A 22,184-nucleotide genomic window follows, 5' to 3' on the forward strand; every position below is an offset into this window, starting at 1 on the left:
TCCCCGCCCCTGCCTCCGCCGCCGAGGGCTGACTTGTGGTCGCTTCCGGGCGGTGTTGACGACCACAACTCAGCTTTCGGCGGCGGGGGCAGGGGCGGGGGTGGCGCGTCGACGGCGCACCTTCGTCGCCGGGGCCTCGCTCGGCAGCCGCGCCTCGAGGAGCGGCATGGACTCGATGCGGCCGCGTTCGACATGAGCGGCCGTCAGCAGCTCTGCCACGTCGGCTTGGCCCGCCACGATCGCGTCGACGATCTCGCGGTGCTCGACCCACATCGCCGCGGTGTCGCGCTGCGGCGTGAGGCGGAAGAGCCAGCGCACGCGTCCGCTCATCAGCTTCGTGACCCGGCGCAGGAGCGCGTGGTCGGCGAGCGCGATGATCTCCTCGTGCAGGTCGGAGTTGCGCGTCGAAGGCGGTGCGTCCGACTGGGCGTCGGAGATCGACCCGCCGTGTGCCGACTGCAGGGCCGCCAGCATCGGGCCCACGTCGGCGCCGGCCTGCGCCCGCCTGGCGGCGAAGGCGGAGGCCATCGGCTCGAGCTGTCGGCGCAGGTCGAACACCTCCATCGCATCGGTGACGGTGAGGATGTGCACGACGGCGCCGCGACGCGGCTGCGAGGTGATGAACCCCTCGGACTCGAGGATCGGCAGCGCCTCCCGCACGGGGATGCGCGATACCTCGAGTCGCTCCGCGATCTCGCGCTCGTTGAGCTTCGACCCCATCGCGAGCTCGCCCGTGATGATCTGCTCGCGGAGGGCGTGCGCGATGCGTGCTGGGGTCGGCTCGAGGCTCATGGGGACCATTCTGGCACGGTCGCGATGTCACTTTTGGAATGCCAATGCCCACTTAAGGCGACCCTGGAAGCGCTGAATTGACGTTTTGGTATGCAAAGGTGACGCCAGGGTAAGAACTGTGTGACGAGCGTGTTACTTCGTGCCGAAGCGCGCAGGTGGTCGCATAGCGTCGCCGACGTGCTCCCGTTTATCGCCCGCCGACTGGCCCTCGCCGTCGCCACCGTGCTCGCCGTGGTGACCATCGCTTTCGCGCTCGGCCGCGCCACCGGTGAGCCCGGTGCGCTGCTCCTGCCCGACAACGCGACGCAGGCCGAGGTCGATGCGCTCAACACCGCGCTCGGCTTCGACCGCCCCCTCATCGTGCAATACCTCGACACCCTCGCCGGTCTTGTCACCGGCGACTTCGGCAGCTCGTACCGGCTGCACGAGTCAGCGCTCGGACTGGTCCTCGAGCGGGTCCCCGCGACGCTCGAGCTGGCCTTCTGGGCCTTCGTCATCGGACTCGTGCTCGCCGTCGCCGCAGCGCTTGCCATCCAGCTCACCGGCAGCCGGACCCTGCGCGCCGTGGTGGGGTGGGCCGGCGCCATGCGCCAGTCGGTGCCGGACTTCTTCTTCGCGCTGCTCCTGGTGCTCGTCTTCTCGGTGCTGCTCGGCGCGCTGCCCTCGCTCGGGCGGAACAGCTACGCCAGCCTCGTGCTGCCCGTGCTCACGCTCGCCACTGGCCAGTTCGTCATGTACCTGCGCCTGCTCGACTCGTCCCTCAGCGAGCAGGCCGGTCAGGACTACGTGCGCACCGCCATCGCGCAGGGACAGCGGCGCTCGACGGTGCTGTTCACACGCATGCTGCCGAACGCGGCGCTGCCCGTGCTCGGCATGGCGGGTCTCAACCTCGGTGGACTGCTCGGCGGCACCGTGGTGGTCGAGGTCGTGTTCGCCTGGCCGGGACTCGGCCAGCTCCTCACCACGGCAGTGAGCCAGCGTGACTTCCCGATCGTCCAAGCCGGCCTCGTCTTCGTCGCGCTTGCCTTTGTCATCGTCAACACCGCGGTGGACGTGCTCGTCCGCCGAATCGACACGAGGACGGCCGCAGCATGACCGCTCAGATCACCCCCGTCACCCCCGTCAGCCCGGTCACGCCGGTCACACCCGTGCCGCGGCGCCTGCGCCCAGGCGCCATCGTCGGCGCGGTCATGGTCGGCGCCGTGCTGCTCCTCACGGCCGTCGTGCCGATGCTGCCCGGCTTCGACCCGATGGGGCAGGACCTGCGCGCCGCGATGCTGCCCCCGTTCACCGATCCGGCGCATCCGCTCGGCACCGACGCTCTCGGCCGAGACCTCCTCGACCGCATTGCGCTCGCCTCGGCGGTCACGCTCGGCATGACCGTGCTCATCGTGGTGATGAACGCCCTCATCGGCAGCACCGTCGGAATCCTCGCCGGCTACTTCGGCGGGCGACTCGAAGCGCTCGTGACGCTGCTCAGCAACGTGACGCTGGCCATGCCCGTCGTCCTGCTGCTCATCGCCATCTGCGCCGTCCTGCGTCCGAGCGCTGGGCTCACGATCCTGGTGCTCGGCTGCACCTGGTGGGTCGGCTACGCACGGGTCACGCGCAACGTCGCTGCCTCGCTGCGACGCCAGGACTTCGTCGTCTCGCCACTGACCCAGGGCGGCGACACCATCTGGGTGCTCACCCGCCACATCGTGCCCAACATCTGGCCGCACACGCTCATCATCGCCGCCACCGACCTCGCCACGATCGTGCTCATCACCTCCTCGCTCGAGTACCTCGGTCTCGGCGTGCAGCCCCCGGTGCCGAGCTGGGGCGGCATGATCTTCGACGGCCAGCGCCACCTCGGCAGCGACCCCTGGCTGTCGCTCCTCCCAGGAATCGTCATGCTCCTCGCCGTCGGCGGAGTGCAGTTCCTGAGCCAGCAGTTCACAGCAGAGACCCGCGGCTCGCTGCTGCGGAAGGGAGGCATGCGATGAATCCGGTACTGCGCATCGAGGACCTGCGTATCGAGACGACAGGCGAGGCGCCACGCACGCTCGTCGACGGCGTCACGCTCCAGGTCGACCGCGGCGAATCGCTCGGAGTGGTCGGGGAGTCCGGTTCGGGCAAGAGCCTGACCGTGCTCGCCGCGCTCGGCCTGCTGCCCGCTGGCACCCGCATCGCCGCCGGCCGCATCCTGCTCGACGAAACGGTGCTCGTCGACACGGAGGCCGACATCTGGATGCGCGAGCGCGAGCTGCGCGGTCTGCGCGGACGCACCGCCGCGATGGTGTTCCAGGACCCGATGTCCTCGCTCGACCCGCTCCGCGCGGTCGGCGCGCAGGTCGCCGCCGCGGTGCGGGTGCACCAGCCCATGAGCCGACGCGCGGCGCGCGAGCGCGCCGTTGAGCTGCTGACCGCGGTCGGCGTGCGGGATGCTGCCGAGCGTGCCGCCGCCCGACCCCACCAGTGGTCCGGCGGCATGCGCCAGCGAGCCATGATCGCGATGGCGATCGCCCACGACCCGCTCCTGCTCATCGCCGACGAGCCCACCACCGCCCTCGACGTGACGGTGCAGGCGCAGGTCATGGACCTGCTCGCCGAAGTGCGCGAGCGCACCGGTTCGGCGCTCGTGCTCATCACCCACGACCTCGGCCTGGTCGCCGAGAACAGCGACCGGCTCGCCGTCATGCACCACGGCCGGGTCGTGGAGACCGGCGTGACACGCGCCGTGCTCGACAACCCCGCCGAGGACTACACCAAGCGCCTCATGGCGGCCATCCCCGCCGAGAGCGAGCGCTCCGCGAGCGCCGTGCGCCCCGGAGAGCCGGACGCGCTGGTCGCCGACGGCGTCGTGGTCGAGTACCGAGTACACGGCCGCCGGCAGCCGGTGCGGGCTGTGGACGGCGTCTCGCTGCGGATCGCGGCAGGTGAGACGGTCGCCGTCGTCGGGGAATCGGGATGCGGCAAGTCGTCGCTGGCCAAGGCCGTGCTCGGCGTGCAACCCGCCGCCGCAGGCAGCATCGAGCTCGGCGGGGTCGCAGTGCACAACGAGCTCGCGGCGCGCAGCGCGGCGGAGCGGGAACGCGCGCAGATCGTCTTCCAGGACCCGTACTCGGCGCTCGACCCGCGACTGACCGTGCACGACCTCGTGGCCGAGCCCCTGCGCATCCGGCACGCCTACGACCGAGGGACCGTGACCCGCCTGCTCGCCGATGTCGGCCTCGACGAGCAGCACGGCGCCCGCCTCCCTGCTCAGCTCTCCGGGGGTCAGCGCCAGCGTGTGGGCATCGCGCGCGCCCTGGCGCTTCGCCCACGGCTGCTCGTGCTCGACGAGCCCGTCTCGGCCCTCGACGTGTCGATCCAGGCGCAGGTGCTCGAGCTGCTCGACGCACTCCAGCGCGAGCACGGGCTCGGCTACCTCTTCATCTCACACGACCTCGGCGTCGTGCGCAGCATCGCCGACCGCGTCGTCGTGATGCAGGAGGGGCGAATCGTCGAGGAGGCCCCGACTGCTGAGATCTTCACCTCCCCGAAGCACCCGTTCACCCGACAGCTCCTCGACGCCGTGCCCCGCCTCGACGGGGCGCGCCGCGGAGCGCATCCGCTTCCCGTCTCCTGACCCACCGACCCCCCCCACCGAACTGAGGAACTCCATGCCCAAGCACGCCCTCCGACGTCGCCTCCTCGCGACCGGTGCATTCGCCGCCACCGGCACCCTCCTGCTCACCAGCTGCGCAGGTGGCTTCGAACCCACCAGCGCCGAAGGCGAGACGCCCACCAAGATCGTCGCCGCCATCCCCACCGACCCGAGCTCCATGGACCCGATCCGCTCGGGAGCTCTCGTCGTGCTGTCGGTGTTCTTCCACACCTTCGACCAGCTCGTCGCGATCACCGCCGAGGGCGAGCTCGCACCGAAGCTCGCCACCGAGTGGACCTCCAACGACGACCTCACGCAGTGGGACTTCACGCTGCGCGAGGGTGTCACCGCCAGCAACGGCGAGGCCATCACCGCCGAAGACGTCGCCTTCTCGTACCAGACGATCCTCGACGACCCGACCGGCGAGAACTTCGCCTACCTCAGCTCCGTCGCGTCGGTCGAGGCTGTCGACGAGCTCACCGTGCGCTTCACCCTCAACTCGCCGTTCTCGGCGTTCCCGCGCAACACCTCGCTCATCTCGATCGTGCCCGCCGACACCTACCAGGAGGCGGGCGCCGACGCCTTCGCCCAGGACCCCATCGGATCCGGCCCCTACGTCTTCGACAGCATCCAGACCGGTGTCTCCTACGACCTCGCTCGCAACGACGACTACTGGGGCGAGGCCCCCGCCATCGAGCAGATCTCGCTGCAGCCCGTCTCCTCCGACGAGTCGCGCGTCAACGGGGTGCTCTCCGGCAGCCTCGATGTCGCGCCGATCGGACCCACGCAGGTCTCCTCGGTCGACGGGCAGGGCTCCGCGCAGGTGTTCTCCGCCCTGTCGAACGGCGTCGTCTTCCTCGGCGTCAACTCCACCAGCGGAGTGCTCACCGACGTGCGCATCCGCGAGGCCATCGCCCTGGCCATCGACAAGGAAGCCATCACCGGCGGGCTGCTCGGCGGCCTCGCCGAACCCGCCAGCGCCATGCTCGCGCCAGCCGTCGAAGGCTACAGTGACGACGTGACTGACCCCGGCTACAACCAGGAGCGGGCTCGCGAGCTCCTCGCGGAAGCCGGCTACGCGGGTGAGTCGATTCCCTTCGACTACGCGACCGACGGACGCATCCCCCTCTCCTCGGAGGTCGCGCAGACCATCCAGGCGTCGCTCGCCGAGGTCGGCATCACCGTCGAGCTCCGCGGCGCAGACCAGCAGGCCCACACGCTGAAGGTCCGCAGCAAGGAGATGCAGGGCATCTACCTCAACACCTGGGCGCCCTCGACGGTCGACGGCGACCTCCCGCTGACCGACTTCTACGAGACCGCAGGCAACAACAACTACGCGCAGGACCCGCGCACCGCCGAGCTCGCGGCCGAACAGCGGGCCGTCACCGGCGAGGAACGCCTCGACGTCTTCGCCGAGCTCCTCAACTACAGCAACGAACAGGGATACTTCGTGCCGCTCTACGTGCCCATGAACAACTACGCAGCAGACCCCGACCTCGACTGGACGCCCCGCGCGGATGGACTGTTCGACTTCACCCAGACGAGCTTCCGTTGAGCGCCGCGCTGATCCGCGACGCCCGCCCCTGGGGCGGCGAGTCGGCCGACGTCCGGCTGCAGGACGGCAGGATCGCCGCCATCCTGCCGCCCGGCACAGCACCGGAGCCGGGCGAGACGGTGATCGAGGGTCGCGGCCGCATCCTGCTGCCCTCCTTCGCCGACGTGCACGTGCACCTGGACTCCACGCGCATCGGCCTGCCGTTCCGCCCGCACACCGGCAGCCCCGGCGTCTGGGGAATGATGCTCAACGACCGCGTCAACTGGCGCGAGGCCGAGGTCTCCATGGAAGAGCGGACGAGCGGAACGCTGGCGCGCATGATCGCCCACGGCACGACGAGCGCCCGCAGCTACGCGCAGGTCGACGTGGATGCGGGACTCGAGCGGCTCGAGGCGGTGCTCGCCGCCAAGCAGCAGCACCGCGACCGCGCCACCGTGGAGGTGATCGCCTTCCCCCAGGCCGGTCTGCTCCGCGAGGAAGGCTCCTTCGAGCTGCTCGAGGAGGCCATGCGCTCCGGGGCCGACGTGGTCGGCGGCATCGACCCGTGCCAGCTCGACCGCGACCCCGCCAAGCACCTCGACCTGGTCTTCGGACTCGCCGAGCGCTACGACGCCCCCATCGACATCCACCTGCACGAGCCCGATCAGCTGGCTCGCTTCTCCGCCGAGCTCATCGTGGAGCGCACCCGCGCGCTCGGCATGACCGGACGAGTGACCATCTCCCACGGCTACGGCCTCGGCGAGCTGCCGCGCGAGCAGCTCGTCCCCCTCGTCGAGCAGTTCGCAGAGCTCGACATCTCCTGGGCGACCATCGCACCGGCCAAGCCCCTGCCGACGCTCCTGCTGGCGGAGCACGGCATCCGTCTCGGCCTCGGCCAGGACGGGCAGCGGGACTACTGGTCGCCGTACGGCAACGCCGACATGCTGGACCGCACCTGGCAGCTGGCCTTCACGAACGGCTTCCGCCGCGACGCCGACATCGAGCACTGCATCGCCATCGCCACCATCGGCGGCCGCTCCGTGCTCGGCACCGCGCCAGCGCTGCAGGGCGCGCTCGACAGGCCGGGTGTGGACGTCGGCGACCCCGCCGACCTGCAGCTCATCGAGGGGGAGACCGTGACCAGCGCGATCATGGACCGCCTCCCCGATCGCACCGTGCTCTTCGGCGGCGTGGTCGTGGCAGACGCGCTCGAACTCGTGGGCACCGCGTGATCGTGCTCACCGCCTCGCAGCTGGAGCCGCTGGTCGACCGACCGGCCACCGAGCGTGCCGTGGCGAGGATCTTCTCCGAGATCGCGCGAGGCAGCGCCGACCAGCCGCCGCCCACCTCCATGAAGACGGAGGCTGGCACCGGCCGCTACGTGCTCATGTCGGCACTCTCGGAGGCCACCGGCACCGCCGCGGTCAAGCTGCTCGCCGACGTCCCCGACAACGCGGCGCGGGGGCTGCCGACGCAGCGTTCCATGATCACCGTGCTCGACCGCGAGCTGGGAGCCCCGGTCGCCCTGCTGCACGGTGGGGTGCCGACCCGGGTGCGCACGGCAGCCGCGAGTGCCGTCGCCACGCGGGCCCTGGCCCGCGACGACAGCCGCGTCCTCGGCCTGGTCGGCGCTGGCGGGCTCGCGCGGGAGCACGTCGAGGCGCTGCGAGGCGTGCGCGACTGGGATCGCCTCGTCATCTGGTCGCGCACCGGAGCGCGGGCGGTCGCGCTCGCGGAGTCGCTCGACTGGTCGGGGGCCATCGAGGTCGTCGACTCGTGCGAGCGCGTCTTCGGGGTGGCGGACACGGTGTGCACGCTCACCCCATCGGTCAGCCCGATCGTGCGAGGCGAGTGGCTGCGCCCCGGACAGCATCTCAACGTCGTCGGCGCCAGGCCACGAGCCGACGAGCGCGAGGTGGATGCGCTGACCATGTCGCGATCGTCCGTGTGGGTCGACGACCTGGCGACGGCGCGCACGAAATCGGGCGATCTGATGCTCGCGGTCGCGGAGGGTGCGCTCAGCCTCGACGACCTCGTCGGAACCCTCGGCGAGGTGCTGGCCGGGCTGCGGCCCGGGCGGACGAGCGCCGACGAGATCACGTTGTTCGACTCCGTCGGCATCGGCGCTCAGGACCTCGCCATCGCGGACCTCCTCGTGCGTGAGGCCCGCGTGCGGGGGGTCGGGATCGAGCTCGATCTCAACGGCTGAGGATCGGCCAGGGCTCGGCTATCTGGCCCCGGCCATCACGGTCGCGTGCCAGGCATCCAGGAGGCGCGCGACCGTGCGGGTCTGCTCCCACGGCATGGCGCGCGACTCGAGCCGCCCGTCCCTGAGGGCGCGGGAGACCGCGTCAGCCTCGGCCGCGAACGGGTGGACCTGCGCCACCTCGATCGTGTCCCGCTGCCCGTCGTGGAAGTGGTCGAGGGTCTTCGGCGAGTGGTTCCGGTCGCCGAACGCGTTCTCGAGCGTGATCCAGCCCCCATCCCCGACGATGTCGGCCCGCTTGGACAGCTGGGTGCCGATGGAGCAGTCGACGTGGGCGGTGAAGCCCACCGCCGCCAGCCGTGCGGAGGCGTCCACGTCGACGCCCCTCTCGACTCGCCCGTGCGCGGCCTCGAGGGTTAGGCCCTCGAGCGCGACGCCAGCTGCAGCGGCCGCCGCGACCGCGAAGGAGACGGGGTAGCCGCCGACGTCGAAGATCGCCCCACCGGCAAGTGCGGGGTCGAAGAGCCGGCCGTCACTGCCGCCCGCTGCGAAGCCGAACTCTGCGCGCACCTGCATCGGGGCGGCGACCTGGCGCCGTTGCAGACGCTGGTCGATCGCGCGAGCGAGCGGACTGAAGCGGTGCTTGTACGCCTCGACGACGGGCAGGCCCGCGCGCTCGGCGGCGGCGAGGACACGCTCGGTCTCGGCGGCGCTCGGCGCGAGCGGCTTCTCGCAGAGCACGGCCTTGCCCGCCTCGAGCGCCGCGATCGCGAGCTCGGCGTGGGTCGTGTGCACCGTGGCGACGTACACGGCATCGACATCGTCGCGCGCCAGGATGTCCGCGTAGCTGCCGGAGACCTCCGCGCCGTAGCGCGCAGCGAAGGCCGCCGCGCGATCCGGGTCGCGGCTCGCGACCGCCCGCAGCTCGCCGTGCTCGGAGCTGGGCAGCCACGTCGCGAACGACTCCGCGATCGCACCCGGTCCGAGGATCGCCCACCTGGTCTTCTGCATGACGCGAAACTACCGGAGCAGGCTCGCACCCATCCACAGCCCGACCGTGAGCGTCGTGTTTGGCGGTAGGTTCTGGATGCAGCGGTGCAGGGGCAGGCGCCCCGATGGGAGTCAGGGAAGGGGCGGTGACGTGGCCGAGCCGAGACAGCAGGTGGTCGCCGTCGACCTCGCCAAGCGCGACCTGACGCTCGACCTCGCGCGCGTGTTCTGCGTGCTGCTCGTGGTCCTCATCCACCTCCTTATGGTCGGCATCGGTGCGGATGCGAGCGGGCAGCTGGTCGCGTCCCGTCCGCTCGAGGCCCAGCCCTGGTTCGCGCTCGCCACCTGGGCCGGGCAGATCATGCCGCTGTTCTTCGTCGTCGGAGGCTTCGCGTCGATCACGGCCTGGCGCAGTGCCGTGCGTCGCGGCTCGACGCCGGCGGACTACGTGCGCTCGCGGGTGCTCAGGCTGGCTCAGCCGGCGCTGCCCCTGTACGCCTTCTTCCTCGTCGGCATCGGCGCGGCCACGCTCGCCGGACTCGACCCGGCGCTCGTCGACCTGGCCGCATCCGGCGCCGGCACACCCCTGTGGTTCCTCGCCGCGTACACGCTGTGCCAGGCAGTCGTGCCGTGGATGGCTGGCTGGCACGCCCGCGCCCCGCGGAGTACCCTGGGCGTCCTGCTCGCCGGCGTGATCGCGGTCGACGCGGCCCGTTTCGCGACTGGCGTTGCCGAGGTGGGCCTCCTCAATCTGTTCTTCGTGTGGGTGCTCGTGCAGCAGCTGGGATTCTGGTTCGCCGACGGGTGGCTCGACCGGCGGCACCCGCTCACGCTCCTGGCCATCGCCGTCCTGGCGTACGCGTCGCTCGCACCGCTCACGACGCTCGGCCCCTACTCGCCGGACATGCTCTTCAACCTCAACCCGGCGACGTTCCCGCTCGTGGTGCTCGCCGTCGCACAGGCGTGCATCCTGCGTCTCCTGAGGCCCGCACTGGCGAGGCTCATGGAGACGTCGGGAGCGCGCGCGGTCGTGTTCCTCGTCGGGTCTCGGCTCATGACGATCTACCTCTGGCACCTGCCCGTGATCCTGCTCGTCTCAGGTCTCGCGCTCCTCATCCCGGGCGCGGCACCCGAGCCTGGCTCCACGGCGTGGTGGTGGAGCCGCATCCCGTACTTCCTCGTCGTGCTCATCTCGGTCTACGGGCTGTCGTTCATCGTGGGGCGGTGGGAGACGCCGCGGGAGGTGGGGCGCACTCCGCCGGGGTTGGTGGTCGCACTGGCCGTGGCCTGCGCCTTCACGCCGTCGTTCCTCGTGCTGCAGTTCCTCATGGACCTGCCCCTCGCCGCGACCGGCACGGTGCTGCTGAGCGCCGCCATCCTCCTGCTCGGGCGCTGGCCGTCACGCGCGCCTGTGCAACGGCCGAGGGGAACCTGACGGTTCGCCGCCACCGCTCGTGGGCAGGGCGATCGACCCGCCAGACTTGGCGCACAGCTCTCGACGAGGACCGGAGGCGACCGTGACCGCACCGAAGCAAGGCGAAGACCCCGTCAGCAGCTACCGTCCCCGCCTCGTGCCGTGGGCCCTCGGCATCGCGATCGGTGCTGCGATCGGCGCCGTGATCTCCGTCATCCTCTCGATGAGCGCCGGGTTCACGATCGCGTTCCTCTTCATGGGCGTCGCGATCGGCGTCGGCTTCGCGATCGCCCTGCAAGCCGCGTTCGACGACCTGGCGCGCAAGAAGAAGTAGGCGTCAGATCGTGGCCGCGAGGGCCAGCGTCGCGAGCGGGACGATGATCGCGACGCCGACCAGCCCGAGGGCCACGAAGCGGAGCCACGAGATCGTCACGCCGAGCGCCACGAGACGCTCGTGCCAGAGCAGCGTCGCGAGCGACGCCCACGGGGTGACGAGCGGGCCGAGGTTGACCCCGATGAGCAGCGCCACGAGGCGAGCCGGGCTGTCGGCCACCGGCTCGAGTGCCAGATAGGCGGGCAGGTTGTTGATGCCGTTGGCGCTCGCGGCACCGATCGCGGAGAGCTGCAGGAGACTCAGCGGGTCGTCGCCGCTTCCCGAGACCGCGGCGAGCAGCTCGCTCAGGCCGTGCGCGTGGGCCGCCTCCACCAGCACGAACAGCGAGCCTGCGATGCCCAGCGCCTGCCACGGCACGAGCCCGAAGCGCAGCGCCCCGCGGCGGCGGACGGCGAAGGCGACGATGAGCAGCAGCGCGGCGACTCCAGCCGGGATCGCCACCTCGACGCCGGTGACGAGCGCCGGGAGGAGCAGGGCGGTGACCACGGCGGCGAAGATCAGAAGCGGGCGGTCCTGGATGCTCGTCGGGGTCGGCATCCGGTAGCGGCGGTCGAGTTCCCTCCGGAAGACGAACGACAGGATGGCTGCGCTCGCGAGCACGCCCACGAGTGCAGGGGCCCACGTGATCGCAAGGAACTGCAAGGGCCCACCCTCGAAGGAGCGGGCAGCGAGCAGGCTCGTGAGGTTCGAGACCGGGAGGAAGAGGGAGGCGGTATTCGCGAGCCACACCGTCGCGAGCGCGAACGGGATCGGCGAGACGCCGACGTGCACGGCGAGCAGCACGACGACGGGCGTCACGAGCACGGCGGTCGTGTCGAGCGAGAGGAAGGCGGTGCTGACGGTGGCGAGCAGCAGGACGAGCGTCCACAGCAGCCACAGGCGCCCTCGCCCGAGCTTCGCGAGCCGATCGGCGAGCACAGAGAAGACCCCGGCGTCGCTCGCGAGCTCTGCGACGATCGTGATGCCGACGACAAAGGCGAGGACGGGGACCACACGCTCGCCCAGCTCCAGCAGCTCAGGGGCCGGGAGCACTCCGAAGGCCGCGACGACGACCGCCGCGACGACGAGCACGGCGGTGGCGATGATGGGGGCGACGCGGGCGACGCGGGACTGTGCCATGGCGGAGCAAGCATAGGCCCGCGAGGCGCTTGGGATGTCGGAGTCCGCTCGTAGGATTCGAGCATGACCTCGAACGGGGATGTTCCTGCGCGGAGAGCGGCCGTCATCGTGAGCGGGCTGCGCGTCCGTTCCCGGCCCGGCCTATCCGACCCGCCCGTTTTCGCTCGCGGATGCGCCGGGAACGCGGGAAGCGCGGCTACTTCGCGGCGACGCTGTCAAGGTGCTCGCGCAGCGCGATGATGATGTCGTCGCGCGTCGCGTTGCGCGCATGTGCGAGCTCCTCGATGAGCCAGTCGAGGGTCATGTAGTTCGCGTGGAGCAGGTTCGAGAGCTCGATGTTGACCTTGACCTGGTTGGGGCCGCCGTCGACGGGCTGCTCCGCATCCGGGTCCGTGTCGGCGTCGAGTCCCTGCCCCTGCTCGACCTTCACGACGAACGCGCCGACCTCGACGAGGCGCTCGTACGCGAGCGCCGCCGCGTCCGGAGAGACCTCCGTGACGGAGACGGCGTCGAGCAGCACATGCGCTGCTTCTCGACTGGTTGCTGGAGTGGACATGCAACGAGGATAGGCGTGCACTTCGCGCAGACAGTCAGGGTCCATCCATGCAAGGCACAATCGGGGGCATGAGCAGCAAACCCACAGCGAAGACCCGGCCGACCTCGGACGCGCCAGTCGTCGTCGTCGGCGATGCCATCGTGACCGAGCTGCGGGAGACCGAGGCGCGCGGCGGGCTCACGAGCCGCAGCTACGTGAGCGGCTCGGCGCTCAACGTGGCGATGGCGCTCGCTCGCCTCGGCGTGCCCATCGCGCTCATCGCCAGCATCGGCGATGACCCGGACGGGCTGCGCATCCGCGACCACCTCCACAGGTGCGGCATCCAGTTCGCGCCGTCCGTCTCGCTCGCCGGAACCGGGCGAGCCGTCGGCGAGTCCGCCGACGGGGAGCCCCTGTACACGTTCGACGACGCCGCGAGGGCGCGGCGCATCCGCTTCGACGACGAGCAGGTCGCTCTCATCCGGGCCGCGCCGTTCGTCGCGATCTCCGGCTTCGCGTTCGACGACAAGAAGCAGCACCGGCGCCTGCTCGAGGCGGTCATCCGACCGCAGGAGCGGCTGCTTCTCGACCCCAACCCGCGGCTCGGGCTCGTGGAGGACGCGGGCGCGTTCCTCGACAACTTCGAACGGCACGTGTCGAGTGCTCTCTTCGCGCACCTGTCCGACAACGACGCCGACCTGCTCTTCGACGCGCCCCTCGACGAGGCGACCAGCGACATGCTCGACCTCGGCGCGACCCACGTCCTCGCGACCGAGGGCACGCGCGGCGGCCGCTGGGTGAACCGGGCCGGCATCGACGTCGCCGAGCCGATCGTCGACCTGCCCGGTGACATCGTCGACACCATGGGCGCGGGCGACGCGGTGTTCGCGACCGCTGTCGCGTCGATCGCGCAGGGCGGCATCCCGAAAGATGTGGCGGATGCGCGGCGCATCCTGCAGCGCGCCATGACGGTAGCCGCCGCGACGGTCCGCGTCACGGGCAGCTTCCTCGCGGCCGACGACGACCTGCCGCCCGCCGCGGACGCGTAGGCCGCTGCCGCCGCCGCTGCCGCCGCGCCCGTCTCCCTGCCCGCCGTTTCGGGATGGCTTTCACGTCTGCGGATGGGTTGCAACCCATCCGCATGCGTGGAACCCATCCCGAGAGAGTCCGCGCCCGAGACAACCGACCCCGAGAGGGCTACCGCCGCAGGAACCCGGCCCCGAGTGCATCGCTCGACCCCGAGAGAGCGCACCTTGGAGAGAGATCGCTGCGGGGGACGAGCTACTCCGCAGAACCCGCCGAGCCCGAGCCCGAGCCCGAAGCCGCGGAACCCGCAGCCACGGCCGCCGCCGTGCGCTCGCGCTTCTGCTTTCGCTGCACGTAGACGCCCGCGACGATCGAGATGCCGGCGATGACGAAGCTCGTGGTCACCTCGATGAGGCGCGTCTCTCCCGCGAAGAACATGTAGATGAGCAGCGCCGACAGGGCGATGATGACCACCCAGGTGAGCCACGGGAAGCCCCACATGCGGATGCTGCCCTTCGCCGCTTCGTTCGGGTCCTCGCCGGCCGCGACGGCGTCTTCCGCGAGGATCCGGCGCGAGCGGAGCTGGGAGACGGCGATGACGATCCACACGAAGATCGCGACGGCGCCCGTCGAGTTCACGAGGAACGAGAAGACGTACTCGGGGGTCGTGTAGTTGAGGACGACCGAGAGGAGGCCGACGACGGCGGAGGCGAGGATCGCGACGTACGGGGTGCCGCGCTTCGAGACCTTCCGGAACGCCTTTGGGGCTTCCCCGCGGCGGGAGAGGGAGAACGCCATGCGGGATGCCGTGTAGAGGGAGGCGTTGAGGGTGGAGAGCAGCGCGGAGAGCACGATGATGTCCATCGCGAGGGCCGCCCAGCCGATGCCCGCCGCGTTCAGCATGGTCACGAAGGGGCTCACGCCTGCCGTGATCTGGTCCCAGGGCAGCACGATGAGCACCACGAGGATCGACCCGATGTAGAAGAGCAGGATGCGCCAGACGACCGAGTTGACGGCCTTGCGGACGGCCTGCGCCGGCTGCTCGGATTCGCCGGCGGCAATCGTCGCGACCTCGGCGCCGAACATCGAGAAGATGACGGGGAGGAGGGCAGCCAGGATGCCCGCGACGCCGAACGGCGCGAATCCGCCGTCTGCTGGTGCGAGGTTGCCGAACGTGGCCGTGTTGTTGGGGATGACGTGCGCGATGAGGAGCGCGCCGACGATGATGAAGATAATGATCGAGACGATCTTGATCGACGCGAACCAGAACTCGAACTCGCCGAACGACTTCACGCTGATGAGGTTCGCGATGAGGAACACGAGCGTGATGATGAGCGCTGGGATCCACTGGGGGACCTCGGGCAGCCAGCCGCTGATGATGACGGCGGCCGCGGTCGCCTCGATGCCGACGACGACCACCCAGAACCACCAGTAGAGCCAGCCGATGGAGAGGCCGGCCCACGGGCCGATGAATCGCGTCGCGTAGGCGGAGAAGGAGCCCGTCTCGGGGGAGATGGATGCCATCTCGCCGAGCATCCGCATGACGAGGACGACGACGACGCCGGCGAGTGCGTAGGCGAGGATCACGGCGGGTCCGGCGGCGAGGATCGCCGTGCTGGAGGCGACCAGCAGGCCAGCGCCGATGACGCCGCCGAGCGCGATCATCGACAGGTGGCGCGGTTTGAGCGTGTTCGCGAGGGCCTCGCCCTGCTCGACGGGGCGGCCGTTGCCGCGCTGGTGGCCGCGTTCGCTGAGATCGCGGCCCTTCTCGGTGAAGACGGCCTCGGTGTGAGGCGCTGCTGCGCCTTCGGGAATCTTGCCGTCAGCGCTTGGGGACGTCATGGATCACGTTTCTCCTGGTGAAGGGGGCCCCGGGCGTCACGTGCTCGCTGAGGACTCAGCACGTGGGGGAGGAGCGCGGCGGGCGCCTCGAGGTCGGTACCGAGCAAGGGTAGGGCCCTGCGCGTGTCCCGTTCACCTTGTGTTCATAAGTGACGCGGCGGGGTGGGACTGGGCCCGTCCGGGATGGCGGTGCGCGTCAGCTCGCGGGCGAGTCGCCCGGCAGCATCTCGGGGTCGCTCGGCGCGACGCTGCCGCGCACGTCACGCTCCAGTGGAGTCTCCGACTTGGCCGCGTCTCCCACGTCGACCGTGAACCAGCGGATCGTGACGCCGCAGATGGGTCCGATGAGCAGCGCGAACGCGACGGTGCCGATGCCCACGTCTCCGCCGAGCATCCACCCGATGGCGAGCACGACGACCTCGATGCTCGTGCGCACGATCCAGATGCGCCATCCGGTCACCCGGTGCAGGCCCGTCATGAGGCCGTCGCGCGGCCCCGGGCCGAAGAGGGCGCCGATGTAGAGGCCCGTCGCGAGGCCCAGGGTCAGGATGCCGCCGGCGAGCAGCAGGATGCGCCACCACAGGTCGAGGCCGGGTGGGATGATCCACAGCCCCAGGTCGGCGAAGGGGCCGACGAGCAGCGCGTTCGCGAGGGTCCCGAAGCCGGGCCGCTGCCGGAGCGGGATCCACAGGCACAGCACGACGACGCTGATGAGCACCGTGATGAGCCCGAACGGCAGCCCGGACTGCACCTGGACGCCGAGCGTCAGCACGTCCCAGGGCGAGACGCCCAGCTCGCCGCGCACGATCATGGCGATCGCGAAGCCGTAGAGGAAGAGGCCGACGGTGAGCTGCGTGGCGCGGCGGGGCAGGCGGACGATGGAGCGCATCCGTGTATCTAAGCCTCAGCGCGCGCGGGTATCGCGGTCCACTCCGGAAGAGTGGATAGGTGGGTGCTCCTGCCCGCGTCCGGCCTAGCTGACGGCGCGCACCTAGCTGACGGAGCGCACCGTCGAGCGGATCTCCTCAGCCGAGGCGAGGAACTTCTCGAGCTCGCTCGGCGACATGGGGGTGTCGAGGATGCGCTCAACGCCTCGCGCACTGACGATGACGGGGGTGGAGATGGCGACGTCGTCGATGCCCCACTGCCCCTGCAGGAGCGTGGAGACGGGCATGATGGCGTGCTCGTCGTTGACGATCGCCTCGGCGATGCGCGCCCCGGAGAGGCCGATGGCGTAGTTCGTGGCGCCCTTGCCCTCGATGACCTTGTAGGCGGCGGTGCGCACGTCGTTCGTGATGCTCTCGAGCGTCTCCTCGGTGAAGGGGCGCTCGCCGTCGCGCTCCCAGTCGAGGATCGGCACGGGCCCGATCGTTGCCTGGGACCACAGGGCGAACTCGCTGTCGCCGTGCTCGCCGACGATGGTGGCGTGCACGCTCGTGGGGGCGAGGCCACCGGCGAGCTTCGCGATGATCCAGCGGAGGCGGGAGGTGTCGAGCACGGTTCCGGAGGAGATGACGCGCCCCGGCGGCAGGCCGGAGATGCGCTGGGCGACGACCGTGAGCACGTCGCAGGGGTTCGTGACGAGCACGAACACGGCATCGGGGGCGAGCTCCACGAGTCGCGGCATGAGCGACTCGAGGATGCCGACGTTCACGCCGACGAGGTCGAGCCTCGTCTGCCCCGGCTTCTGCTTGGCACCGGCAGTGATGATGACGACGTCGGCGCCGGCCACGGTCGTGATGTCGCTCGAGCCGGTCATGACGCTCGAGCCCGTGAACTGGGTGCCGTGGGCGAGGTCGAGCACCTCCGCCTCGACCTTCTTCGTGTCGATGTCGTAGAGCGTGATCTCACGCGCGACACCGCGGATGAGGCAGGCGTACGCGAGCGAGGTGCCGACGCTGCCGGCTCCGACGATGGCGACCTTGGACTGCTTCTGCACTGGCATGGTGCTTCCTTCCACGAAGCCTCCGCGACGGAGACGCTGACTGAGGAGACCGTCACGGGCAGACGAACGCTGAGCAACGCGGCGTCGACCGTCGCTTCGGTCGGCAACGCTCTGATCGTATGGGCGCGGCCCGGCGCACTGCGGCGTGTCGCGGCGCGGCTCGGGTTGGCCCGAAGGTGCGCTGGTTACGCTCGTTCGCATGCGCATCCCGTCGGACCCCAGTGAAGAATCACGGCACGACGGCGCGACTTCCCCGAATACCGGTGCGAACGACCGTGGCACCGGTACGAACGACCGCGGCGATGGCGACCGCCGCGCTCGCGGACTCGAGGAGGTCGACGCCAGGCGGGTGCAGCGCGCCGATTTCGTGAAGCAGGTGCTCGCGAAGCGCGACGGCGGAGCGGATGCAGACCCCGAGTCGTCCGTGTCCGCCTCGAGCGAGTCGGCGCTCCCGGGGGCCGGTTCGCCCGCCGGGCAGCTCTCGCCGGACGAGACCGTGACGGTGGATGACTCGATCGTGCGTGCACTGCGGGCCGAGGGCCGGACGGCCTCGAGCGACCGGGACGCCGCGAGTGACGGTGCCGATGGCGTGGGTGTCGCCGGCACCGCTGGGCCCGCCGATGCCGCGGGTCCCGTCGCAGAGCGCACCGTCGCCGTCGACGACTCGATCGTCGCAGCCCTGCGAGCCGAGGGGCGCACGGCGACGGGCGACCGCGACGCGAGCGACGCGTCCCGAGCCGCAGCGCGAGGAGCGGGCCCCGCAGCGCCGGGGACCCCGCCCACCTCGGCAGAACCAGCCGCCCCAGCGCGCAAGGCTCCGGTCGACGCCGCCCCGCCCACCGCGGCGATGCCCGTCGTGACGCAGCTCCGCGACGTGCCCGTCTCGGAGGCCCTGCCCGCGGCCCTCGCGACGCTGCGCGGCTGGCGCGAGCAGCTCGCCGCCTCCGACGCGCAGCGCGCGGCCGCAGTCGAGGCCGCCTCGAGTGCCCGGGCGAGACGCCGCGCCGACACGACCTCCGAGCTGGACCGCGTGCTCAGCGGACCAGACGGAGCAGACTTCCTGCGCTCCCTCATCGACGACGTCATCCGACCCGACGACGCCATCGCAGCCGGCAACGGCCTCGGCGACCTCGCGCCGAAGCTCCCCGCGAGCCTCTCGCCTGGCACGAAGCGCGCGTTCCAGCTCGGCGCCTTCGCGGGTCCCGGCGTGCCGTGGCTCGCAGTCCCGCTCATGCGCCGCGCCACGTCGGCGTTCTTCGGCGACGACACCGTCCGCAACGTGCCCGCCGAGATCTCCGTCGCCACCGAGCGCGCAGCCTCCAGGGGAGCGGTGCCGCGCATCCGCCTCCTCGGTGACGCTGTGCTCGGCGAGCGCGGCTCGAACGCGAGCCTCGAGACCTACACGCAGCTGCTCGCCGCTGGTCAGGTTCGCGAGCTCGAGCTGCGCGTCGCGGACATCGAGGCGCAGCCGGCCCTCTGGGACTTCGACGGCACCCTCGAACGGGTCGTCTTCAAGCTCGCCGCGCTCGGACGCGCGGCGCTCACTGCCCCGACCCCGCCGCTGATCATGCTGCGCACGCAGTCCTCGGCCGACCTCGAGCTGACCGTGCAGGCGTTCATGCGCGCCTTCGAGCAGGAGGAGCTGCGCGGCCTGCACGTCGGCATCTCCCTGCCGGCGCAGTTCCCCGAGACGACCGGCCTGCTGCGCCGCATCGGCGGGTGGGCGCACATGCGACGCGAGGACCTCGGCTCCGACATCACGGTCGCCATCACCAGAGACGCGAACCACGAGCTCGAACGCGCCGACGCCGTGATCAACGGCTGGCGCCTCGCGACCTACGCGTCCGAGGCCGACGTCGACGCCAACTTCGCGCGCCTCCTCGACGAGGCTCTCGCCATCGACCACGCCGCGGCGTTCAGGGTCGAGGTCGAGGCGGATGCACTCCGCGACGTCGCGCTCGCCGCTGCCATCGCGAAGGCGCGAGGCCTGCCGAGGCCGGTGCGCGTCGTCGTGCCGCGATCGAGCGACGAGGCGACGCTCGGTCGCATCCGCTCGGCAGGGGTGGAGGTCGTCGAGCGAACGCCCGTCATCACGGGCAGCACGCAGCGCCACGCGGCCAGCTATCTGCAGCACCGGGTGGACGTGCGGGCCAGGCAGCTCGGGGCGGACCCAGCCGAGGGCGCACCCGCTGCCCCTGCCGGCCTCCCGGCCGACGCCGTGCATCCCGACGACGAACGCCTGCTCAGCGCGACGGCGCGCATGCGGCAGATCGATTCCGGGCCCAACCGCGAGCAGGACCGCGTGCTCGCGGACGACGCCGCGACCGTCACGGCCAGCATCCAGCTCGAGCTCTTCCCCGAGGGCCTCTTCGAGGACGAGGAGCCAGCGGCCGAACGGCCCGCGCGAGTGAAGAAGCTGAAGCCCGCCTCGAAGCCCGTCATCGACGACGAGGAAGAAGTCACCGAGAACCCTGCCGACACCGGGCCGAGCCCCCGCCTCACCGAGGTGGTGCTCGGCCTGAAGCGCGGCAGGCTGCTGCGCAACACGTTCAGGAACGCGCCGGGCACCGACCCTTCGCTCGCCAGCAACCGCGAGTGGCTCCTCTCCATCCAGCGCCGCGTGCCGCGCAGCGAACTCGGCATCGACGAGGTCGAACGGCACCTGCTGCACGAGCCGGGCGACGTGGATGCGCTGCTCTCGCGGGCAGAGCGTGCGGCCGAGCCGTGGGCACAGAAGCCGGGCTGGGAGCGGGCAGCGGTGCTCGAGAAGGTGGCGAAGGCCCTCGAAGCGAACCGGGCGCGACTCATCGAGGTGGCCGTCTCCGAGACGGGGACCCCGCTGCCCGACGTCGACGCCGACGTGAGCCGCTGCGTCGACCTCGCGAACTACTACGCGCACCTCGCACGCCAGCTCGACCGCATGCAGGGGGCCGACTTCGAACCCGTCGCGGTGACCGTCGTCACGCCCTCCTGGGTCCCGGCAGTCGCAGGCAGCGCAGGCCACACGGCGCAGGCGCTCGCCGCCGGCAGCGCGGTCGTGCTGAAGCCGTCGCCTCGAACGCGCCGCACGGCGGCGGTCTTCGCGGAGGTGCTGTGGGACGCGGACATCCCGCGCGACCTCGTGCAGCTCGCGATCTGCGACGAGAGCCTCCTCTCCGACGAGCAGCTCGGGCAGATGCTCATCACCGACGACCGCGTGCAGCGTGTGCTGCTCAGCGGCAACTGGGAGACGGCTCGCTCGTTCCTGCGCTGGCGTCCCGACCTGCCGCTCATCGCCGCGACGAGCGGCAAGAACTCCATGATCATCACGCCGAGCGCCGACCTCGACCGGGCCGCGCTCGACGTCGCACGCAGCGCGTTCCTCAGCGCGGGACAGCGCCCGGGGCATGCGGGCACCGTCATCCTCGTCGGCTCCGTGGCCCGCTCGAAGCGCTTCCACGAGCAGCTCGCCGACGCCGTCGCCTCCCTGCGCATCGGCTACCCGAGCGACCCCGGCGCCGTCGTCGGCCCCCTCGTGTCCCCGCCGGACTCGCAGCTGCGCTTCGCGCTCAGCTCCCTCGGCGAAGGAGAGTCGTGGCTCGTCGAGCCGAGGCAGCTCGACGACACCGGGCGCCTGTGGTCGCCCGGCATCCGCGCCGGCGTGAAGCCAGGGAGCTACCAGCACGTCACCGAGTTCTTCGGTCCTGTCCTGAGCGTCATGCACACGCTCACGCTCGACGAGGCGATCCGCCTGCAGAATTCGACCCAGTACGGGCTGACGGCGGGCATCCATTCGCTCGACCGGACGGAGATCGCCGAGTGGCTGCGGCGAGTGGAGGCCGGCAACCTCTACGTGAACCGCGACATCCTCGGCAACACTCCCCAGCGTCAGCCGTTCGGCGGCTGGCTGCGCTCCATGGTCGGCACGGCGACGAAGTTCGGCGGCCCCAACTCGCTGCTCTCCCTCGGCACGTGGCGTCCGAACCACGGCGAGCAGTCGCAGACGCTGCACCTGAGGGGCATCGACGAGCAGGCGACGGCCCTCATCGAGTCGGCGGCTCCCTTCATGGACTACGAGACCTTCGACCGGCTGCGTCGAGCCTCGCTGAGCGACCAGATCGCGTTCAACGAGGAGTTCGGGGAGGTCTCCGATGTCTCGAATCTGGGGTTCGAGCGCAACCTCATGCGGTACATCCCGGTGCAGGCGACGATCCGCGCCGCCGAGGACGCGACGCTCGCCGACCTCATCCGCATCGTCGTCGCGGCTCGCATCGTGCGTTCGAAGCCGCTCATCACGTCCGGCATCGAGGTGCCGGACGCGGTGCTCGCCGAACTGCAGGCCCAGAACCTGACGGTGCGGCGAGAGACGGACGCGGAGTTCGCCGAGCGGGCGAGGGCCGGCGGCATCGAGACGCTGCGCGTGCGCCTCGTCGGCGGCAAGCGGCGTGAGTTCTGCGACGCGCTCGAAGGCGATCCGGACATCTCGATCTGGTCGGATGAGGTCACGCCGGCTGGTCGTATCGAGGCGCTCCCGTTCCTCCGCGAGCAGGCGATCTCCATCACGGCGCACCGCGGTGGGCATCCGGACCCGCGCATGCAGCAGCTCTTCCCGTACGAGCAGACGTTCGATCCGGACGCGCCCATCACGCAGGGCCCCACGAAGTCCCGCGGGTAGGCGCGCTGACGCAGCGGGCAGCGATGCAGGGGTCAGCTGCCCAGCGACGCAGCGGACTCCGGGGCGTGGGTGCTCCGGTCCGCGGGGCTTCGCTGTTGGTCCTGC

17 protein-coding genes are annotated in these 22,184 nt (G+C 71.0%); 10 read left to right on the forward strand and 7 right to left on the reverse strand.

The window, feature by feature from the left end; genetic code table 11:
* Positions 1 to 69 precede the first annotated feature (69 nt).
* Positions 70 to 792 (reverse strand): GntR family transcriptional regulator, encoded by a 723-nt coding sequence (locus tag C5E06_RS17005; protein ID WP_181058087.1) that lies wholly within the window; start codon positions 790 to 792, stop codon positions 70 to 72.
* A 177-nt stretch (positions 793 to 969) separates the two neighbouring features.
* Between C5E06_RS17005 and C5E06_RS17010 the strand changes: the two genes are divergently transcribed.
* The 6 genes from C5E06_RS17010 to C5E06_RS17035 are packed head-to-tail and all read left to right on the forward strand — an operon-like array spanning position 970 to position 8,163.
* Positions 970 to 1,887: an ABC transporter permease gene (locus C5E06_RS17010; RefSeq protein WP_104307652.1), complete on the forward strand. Its 918-nt coding sequence runs from the start codon at positions 970 to 972 to the stop codon at positions 1,885 to 1,887.
* Complete coding sequence (locus C5E06_RS17015) at positions 1,884 to 2,777, forward strand: ABC transporter permease (protein ID WP_104307653.1); 894 nt, start codon at positions 1,884 to 1,886, stop codon at positions 2,775 to 2,777. The genes C5E06_RS17010 and C5E06_RS17015 overlap by 4 nt, the downstream gene beginning before the upstream one ends.
* Entirely contained in the window at positions 2,774 to 4,402 is a 1,629-nt protein-coding gene (locus C5E06_RS17020; RefSeq protein WP_104307654.1) for an ABC transporter ATP-binding protein, read from the forward strand. The genes C5E06_RS17015 and C5E06_RS17020 overlap by 4 nt, the downstream gene beginning before the upstream one ends.
* Positions 4,403 to 4,436: 34 nt before the next feature.
* Entirely contained in the window at positions 4,437 to 5,975 is a 1,539-nt protein-coding gene (locus tag C5E06_RS17025) for an ABC transporter substrate-binding protein (protein WP_104300506.1), read from the forward strand.
* Complete coding sequence (locus tag C5E06_RS17030) at positions 5,972 to 7,186, forward strand: amidohydrolase family protein (protein WP_258067735.1); 1,215 nt, start codon at positions 5,972 to 5,974, stop codon at positions 7,184 to 7,186. Before C5E06_RS17025 ends, C5E06_RS17030 begins: the two co-directional genes overlap by 4 nt.
* Complete coding sequence (locus C5E06_RS17035; protein ID WP_104307655.1) at positions 7,183 to 8,163, forward strand: ornithine cyclodeaminase family protein; 981 nt, start codon at positions 7,183 to 7,185, stop codon at positions 8,161 to 8,163. The genes C5E06_RS17030 and C5E06_RS17035 overlap by 4 nt, the downstream gene beginning before the upstream one ends.
* 18 nt (positions 8,164 to 8,181) lie before the next feature.
* Here C5E06_RS17035 and C5E06_RS17040 read toward each other — a convergent pair whose 3' ends face one another.
* On the reverse strand, positions 8,182 to 9,171 hold the full coding sequence (locus tag C5E06_RS17040) for a Gfo/Idh/MocA family protein (protein ID WP_104307656.1): 990 nt from the start codon (positions 9,169 to 9,171) through the stop codon (positions 8,182 to 8,184).
* Positions 9,172 to 9,301: 130 nt separating this feature from the next.
* Here C5E06_RS17040 and C5E06_RS17045 point away from each other — a divergent pair, with 130 nt between their 5' ends.
* Together C5E06_RS17045 and C5E06_RS17050 are read left to right on the forward strand one after the other, a co-directional pair.
* Positions 9,302 to 10,585, forward strand: a complete 1,284-nt coding sequence (locus C5E06_RS17045) for an acyltransferase (protein WP_258067737.1) — start codon at positions 9,302 to 9,304, stop codon at positions 10,583 to 10,585.
* Positions 10,586 to 10,667: 82 nt separating this feature from the next.
* Positions 10,668 to 10,898, forward strand: a complete 231-nt coding sequence (locus C5E06_RS17050; RefSeq protein WP_104307657.1) for a hypothetical protein — start codon at positions 10,668 to 10,670, stop codon at positions 10,896 to 10,898.
* Positions 10,899 to 10,901: 3 nt separating this feature from the next.
* On the opposite strand, the gene C5E06_RS17055 is transcribed toward C5E06_RS17050, so the two are convergent.
* Both C5E06_RS17055 and C5E06_RS17060 read right to left on the reverse strand, forming a co-directional pair.
* A complete protein-coding gene (locus C5E06_RS17055) occupies positions 10,902 to 12,077 on the reverse strand; it encodes an SLC13 family permease (protein WP_104307658.1) in 1,176 nt (391 codons plus the stop codon).
* Between the two features lie 196 nt (positions 12,078 to 12,273).
* The gene (locus C5E06_RS17060; RefSeq protein ID WP_146080119.1) at positions 12,274 to 12,633 is read right to left on the reverse strand and encodes a hypothetical protein; all 360 of its coding nucleotides are present in this window, start codon (positions 12,631 to 12,633) and stop codon (positions 12,274 to 12,276) included.
* Positions 12,634 to 12,701: 68 nt separating this feature from the next.
* On the opposite strand from C5E06_RS17060, the gene C5E06_RS17065 reads away from it, so the two are divergent.
* Positions 12,702 to 13,661 carry a carbohydrate kinase family protein gene (locus C5E06_RS17065; RefSeq protein ID WP_181058088.1) on the forward strand — a complete coding sequence of 320 codons (960 nt, stop codon included), beginning with the start codon at positions 12,702 to 12,704 and terminating at the stop codon, positions 13,659 to 13,661.
* Between the two features lie 232 nt (positions 13,662 to 13,893).
* Here the strand turns inward: C5E06_RS17065 and C5E06_RS17070 are convergent, their stop codons facing one another.
* The 3 genes from C5E06_RS17070 to C5E06_RS17080 all read right to left on the reverse strand — a co-directional run bounded on the left by C5E06_RS17070 (position 13,894) and on the right by C5E06_RS17080 (position 17,425).
* Complete coding sequence (locus tag C5E06_RS17070; protein WP_104307659.1) at positions 13,894 to 15,480, reverse strand: amino acid permease; 1,587 nt, start codon at positions 15,478 to 15,480, stop codon at positions 13,894 to 13,896.
* A 196-nt stretch (positions 15,481 to 15,676) separates the two neighbouring features.
* Positions 15,677 to 16,369: a YitT family protein gene (locus tag C5E06_RS17075; RefSeq protein ID WP_104244224.1), complete on the reverse strand. Its 693-nt coding sequence runs from the start codon at positions 16,367 to 16,369 to the stop codon at positions 15,677 to 15,679.
* A 102-nt stretch (positions 16,370 to 16,471) separates the two neighbouring features.
* Positions 16,472 to 17,425 carry an L-lactate dehydrogenase gene (locus C5E06_RS17080; protein ID WP_104244226.1) on the reverse strand — a complete coding sequence of 318 codons (954 nt, stop codon included), beginning with the start codon at positions 17,423 to 17,425 and terminating at the stop codon, positions 16,472 to 16,474.
* A gap of 199 nt (positions 17,426 to 17,624) precedes the next feature.
* Between C5E06_RS17080 and C5E06_RS17085 the strand changes: the two genes are divergently transcribed.
* Positions 17,625 to 22,079: a proline dehydrogenase family protein gene (locus tag C5E06_RS17085; RefSeq protein WP_104307660.1), complete on the forward strand. Its 4,455-nt coding sequence runs from the start codon at positions 17,625 to 17,627 to the stop codon at positions 22,077 to 22,079.
* Positions 22,080 to 22,184 lie beyond the last annotated feature (105 nt).

It is taken from the genome of Pseudoclavibacter sp. RFBI5 (assembly GCF_002931395.1).
Classification (GTDB): Bacteria; Actinomycetota; Actinomycetes; order Actinomycetales; family Microbacteriaceae; genus Pseudoclavibacter.

Coding starts and splice junctions, on each gene's coding strand:
- C5E06_RS17065 (WP_181058088.1), top strand. CDS start 12,702: ATGAGCAGCAAACCCACAGCGAAGACCCGGCCGACCTCGGACGCGCCA.
- C5E06_RS17070 (WP_104307659.1), bottom strand. CDS start 15,480: ATGACGTCCCCAAGCGCTGACGGCAAGATTCCCGAAGGCGCAGCAGCG.
- C5E06_RS17015 (WP_104307653.1), top strand. CDS start 1,884: ATGACCGCTCAGATCACCCCCGTCACCCCCGTCAGCCCGGTCACGCCG.
- C5E06_RS17055 (WP_104307658.1), bottom strand. CDS start 12,077: ATGGCACAGTCCCGCGTCGCCCGCGTCGCCCCCATCATCGCCACCGCC.
- C5E06_RS17060 (WP_146080119.1), bottom strand. CDS start 12,633: ATGTCCACTCCAGCAACCAGTCGAGAAGCAGCGCATGTGCTGCTCGAC.
- C5E06_RS17075 (WP_104244224.1), bottom strand. CDS start 16,369: ATGCGCTCCATCGTCCGCCTGCCCCGCCGCGCCACGCAGCTCACCGTC.
- C5E06_RS17080 (WP_104244226.1), bottom strand. CDS start 17,425: ATGCCAGTGCAGAAGCAGTCCAAGGTCGCCATCGTCGGAGCCGGCAGC.
- C5E06_RS17085 (WP_104307660.1), top strand. CDS start 17,625: ATGCGCATCCCGTCGGACCCCAGTGAAGAATCACGGCACGACGGCGCG.
- C5E06_RS17040 (WP_104307656.1), bottom strand. CDS start 9,171: ATGCAGAAGACCAGGTGGGCGATCCTCGGACCGGGTGCGATCGCGGAG.
- C5E06_RS17025 (WP_104300506.1), top strand. CDS start 4,437: ATGCCCAAGCACGCCCTCCGACGTCGCCTCCTCGCGACCGGTGCATTC.
- C5E06_RS17005 (WP_181058087.1), bottom strand. CDS start 792: ATGAGCCTCGAGCCGACCCCAGCACGCATCGCGCACGCCCTCCGCGAG.
- C5E06_RS17020 (WP_104307654.1), top strand. CDS start 2,774: ATGAATCCGGTACTGCGCATCGAGGACCTGCGTATCGAGACGACAGGC.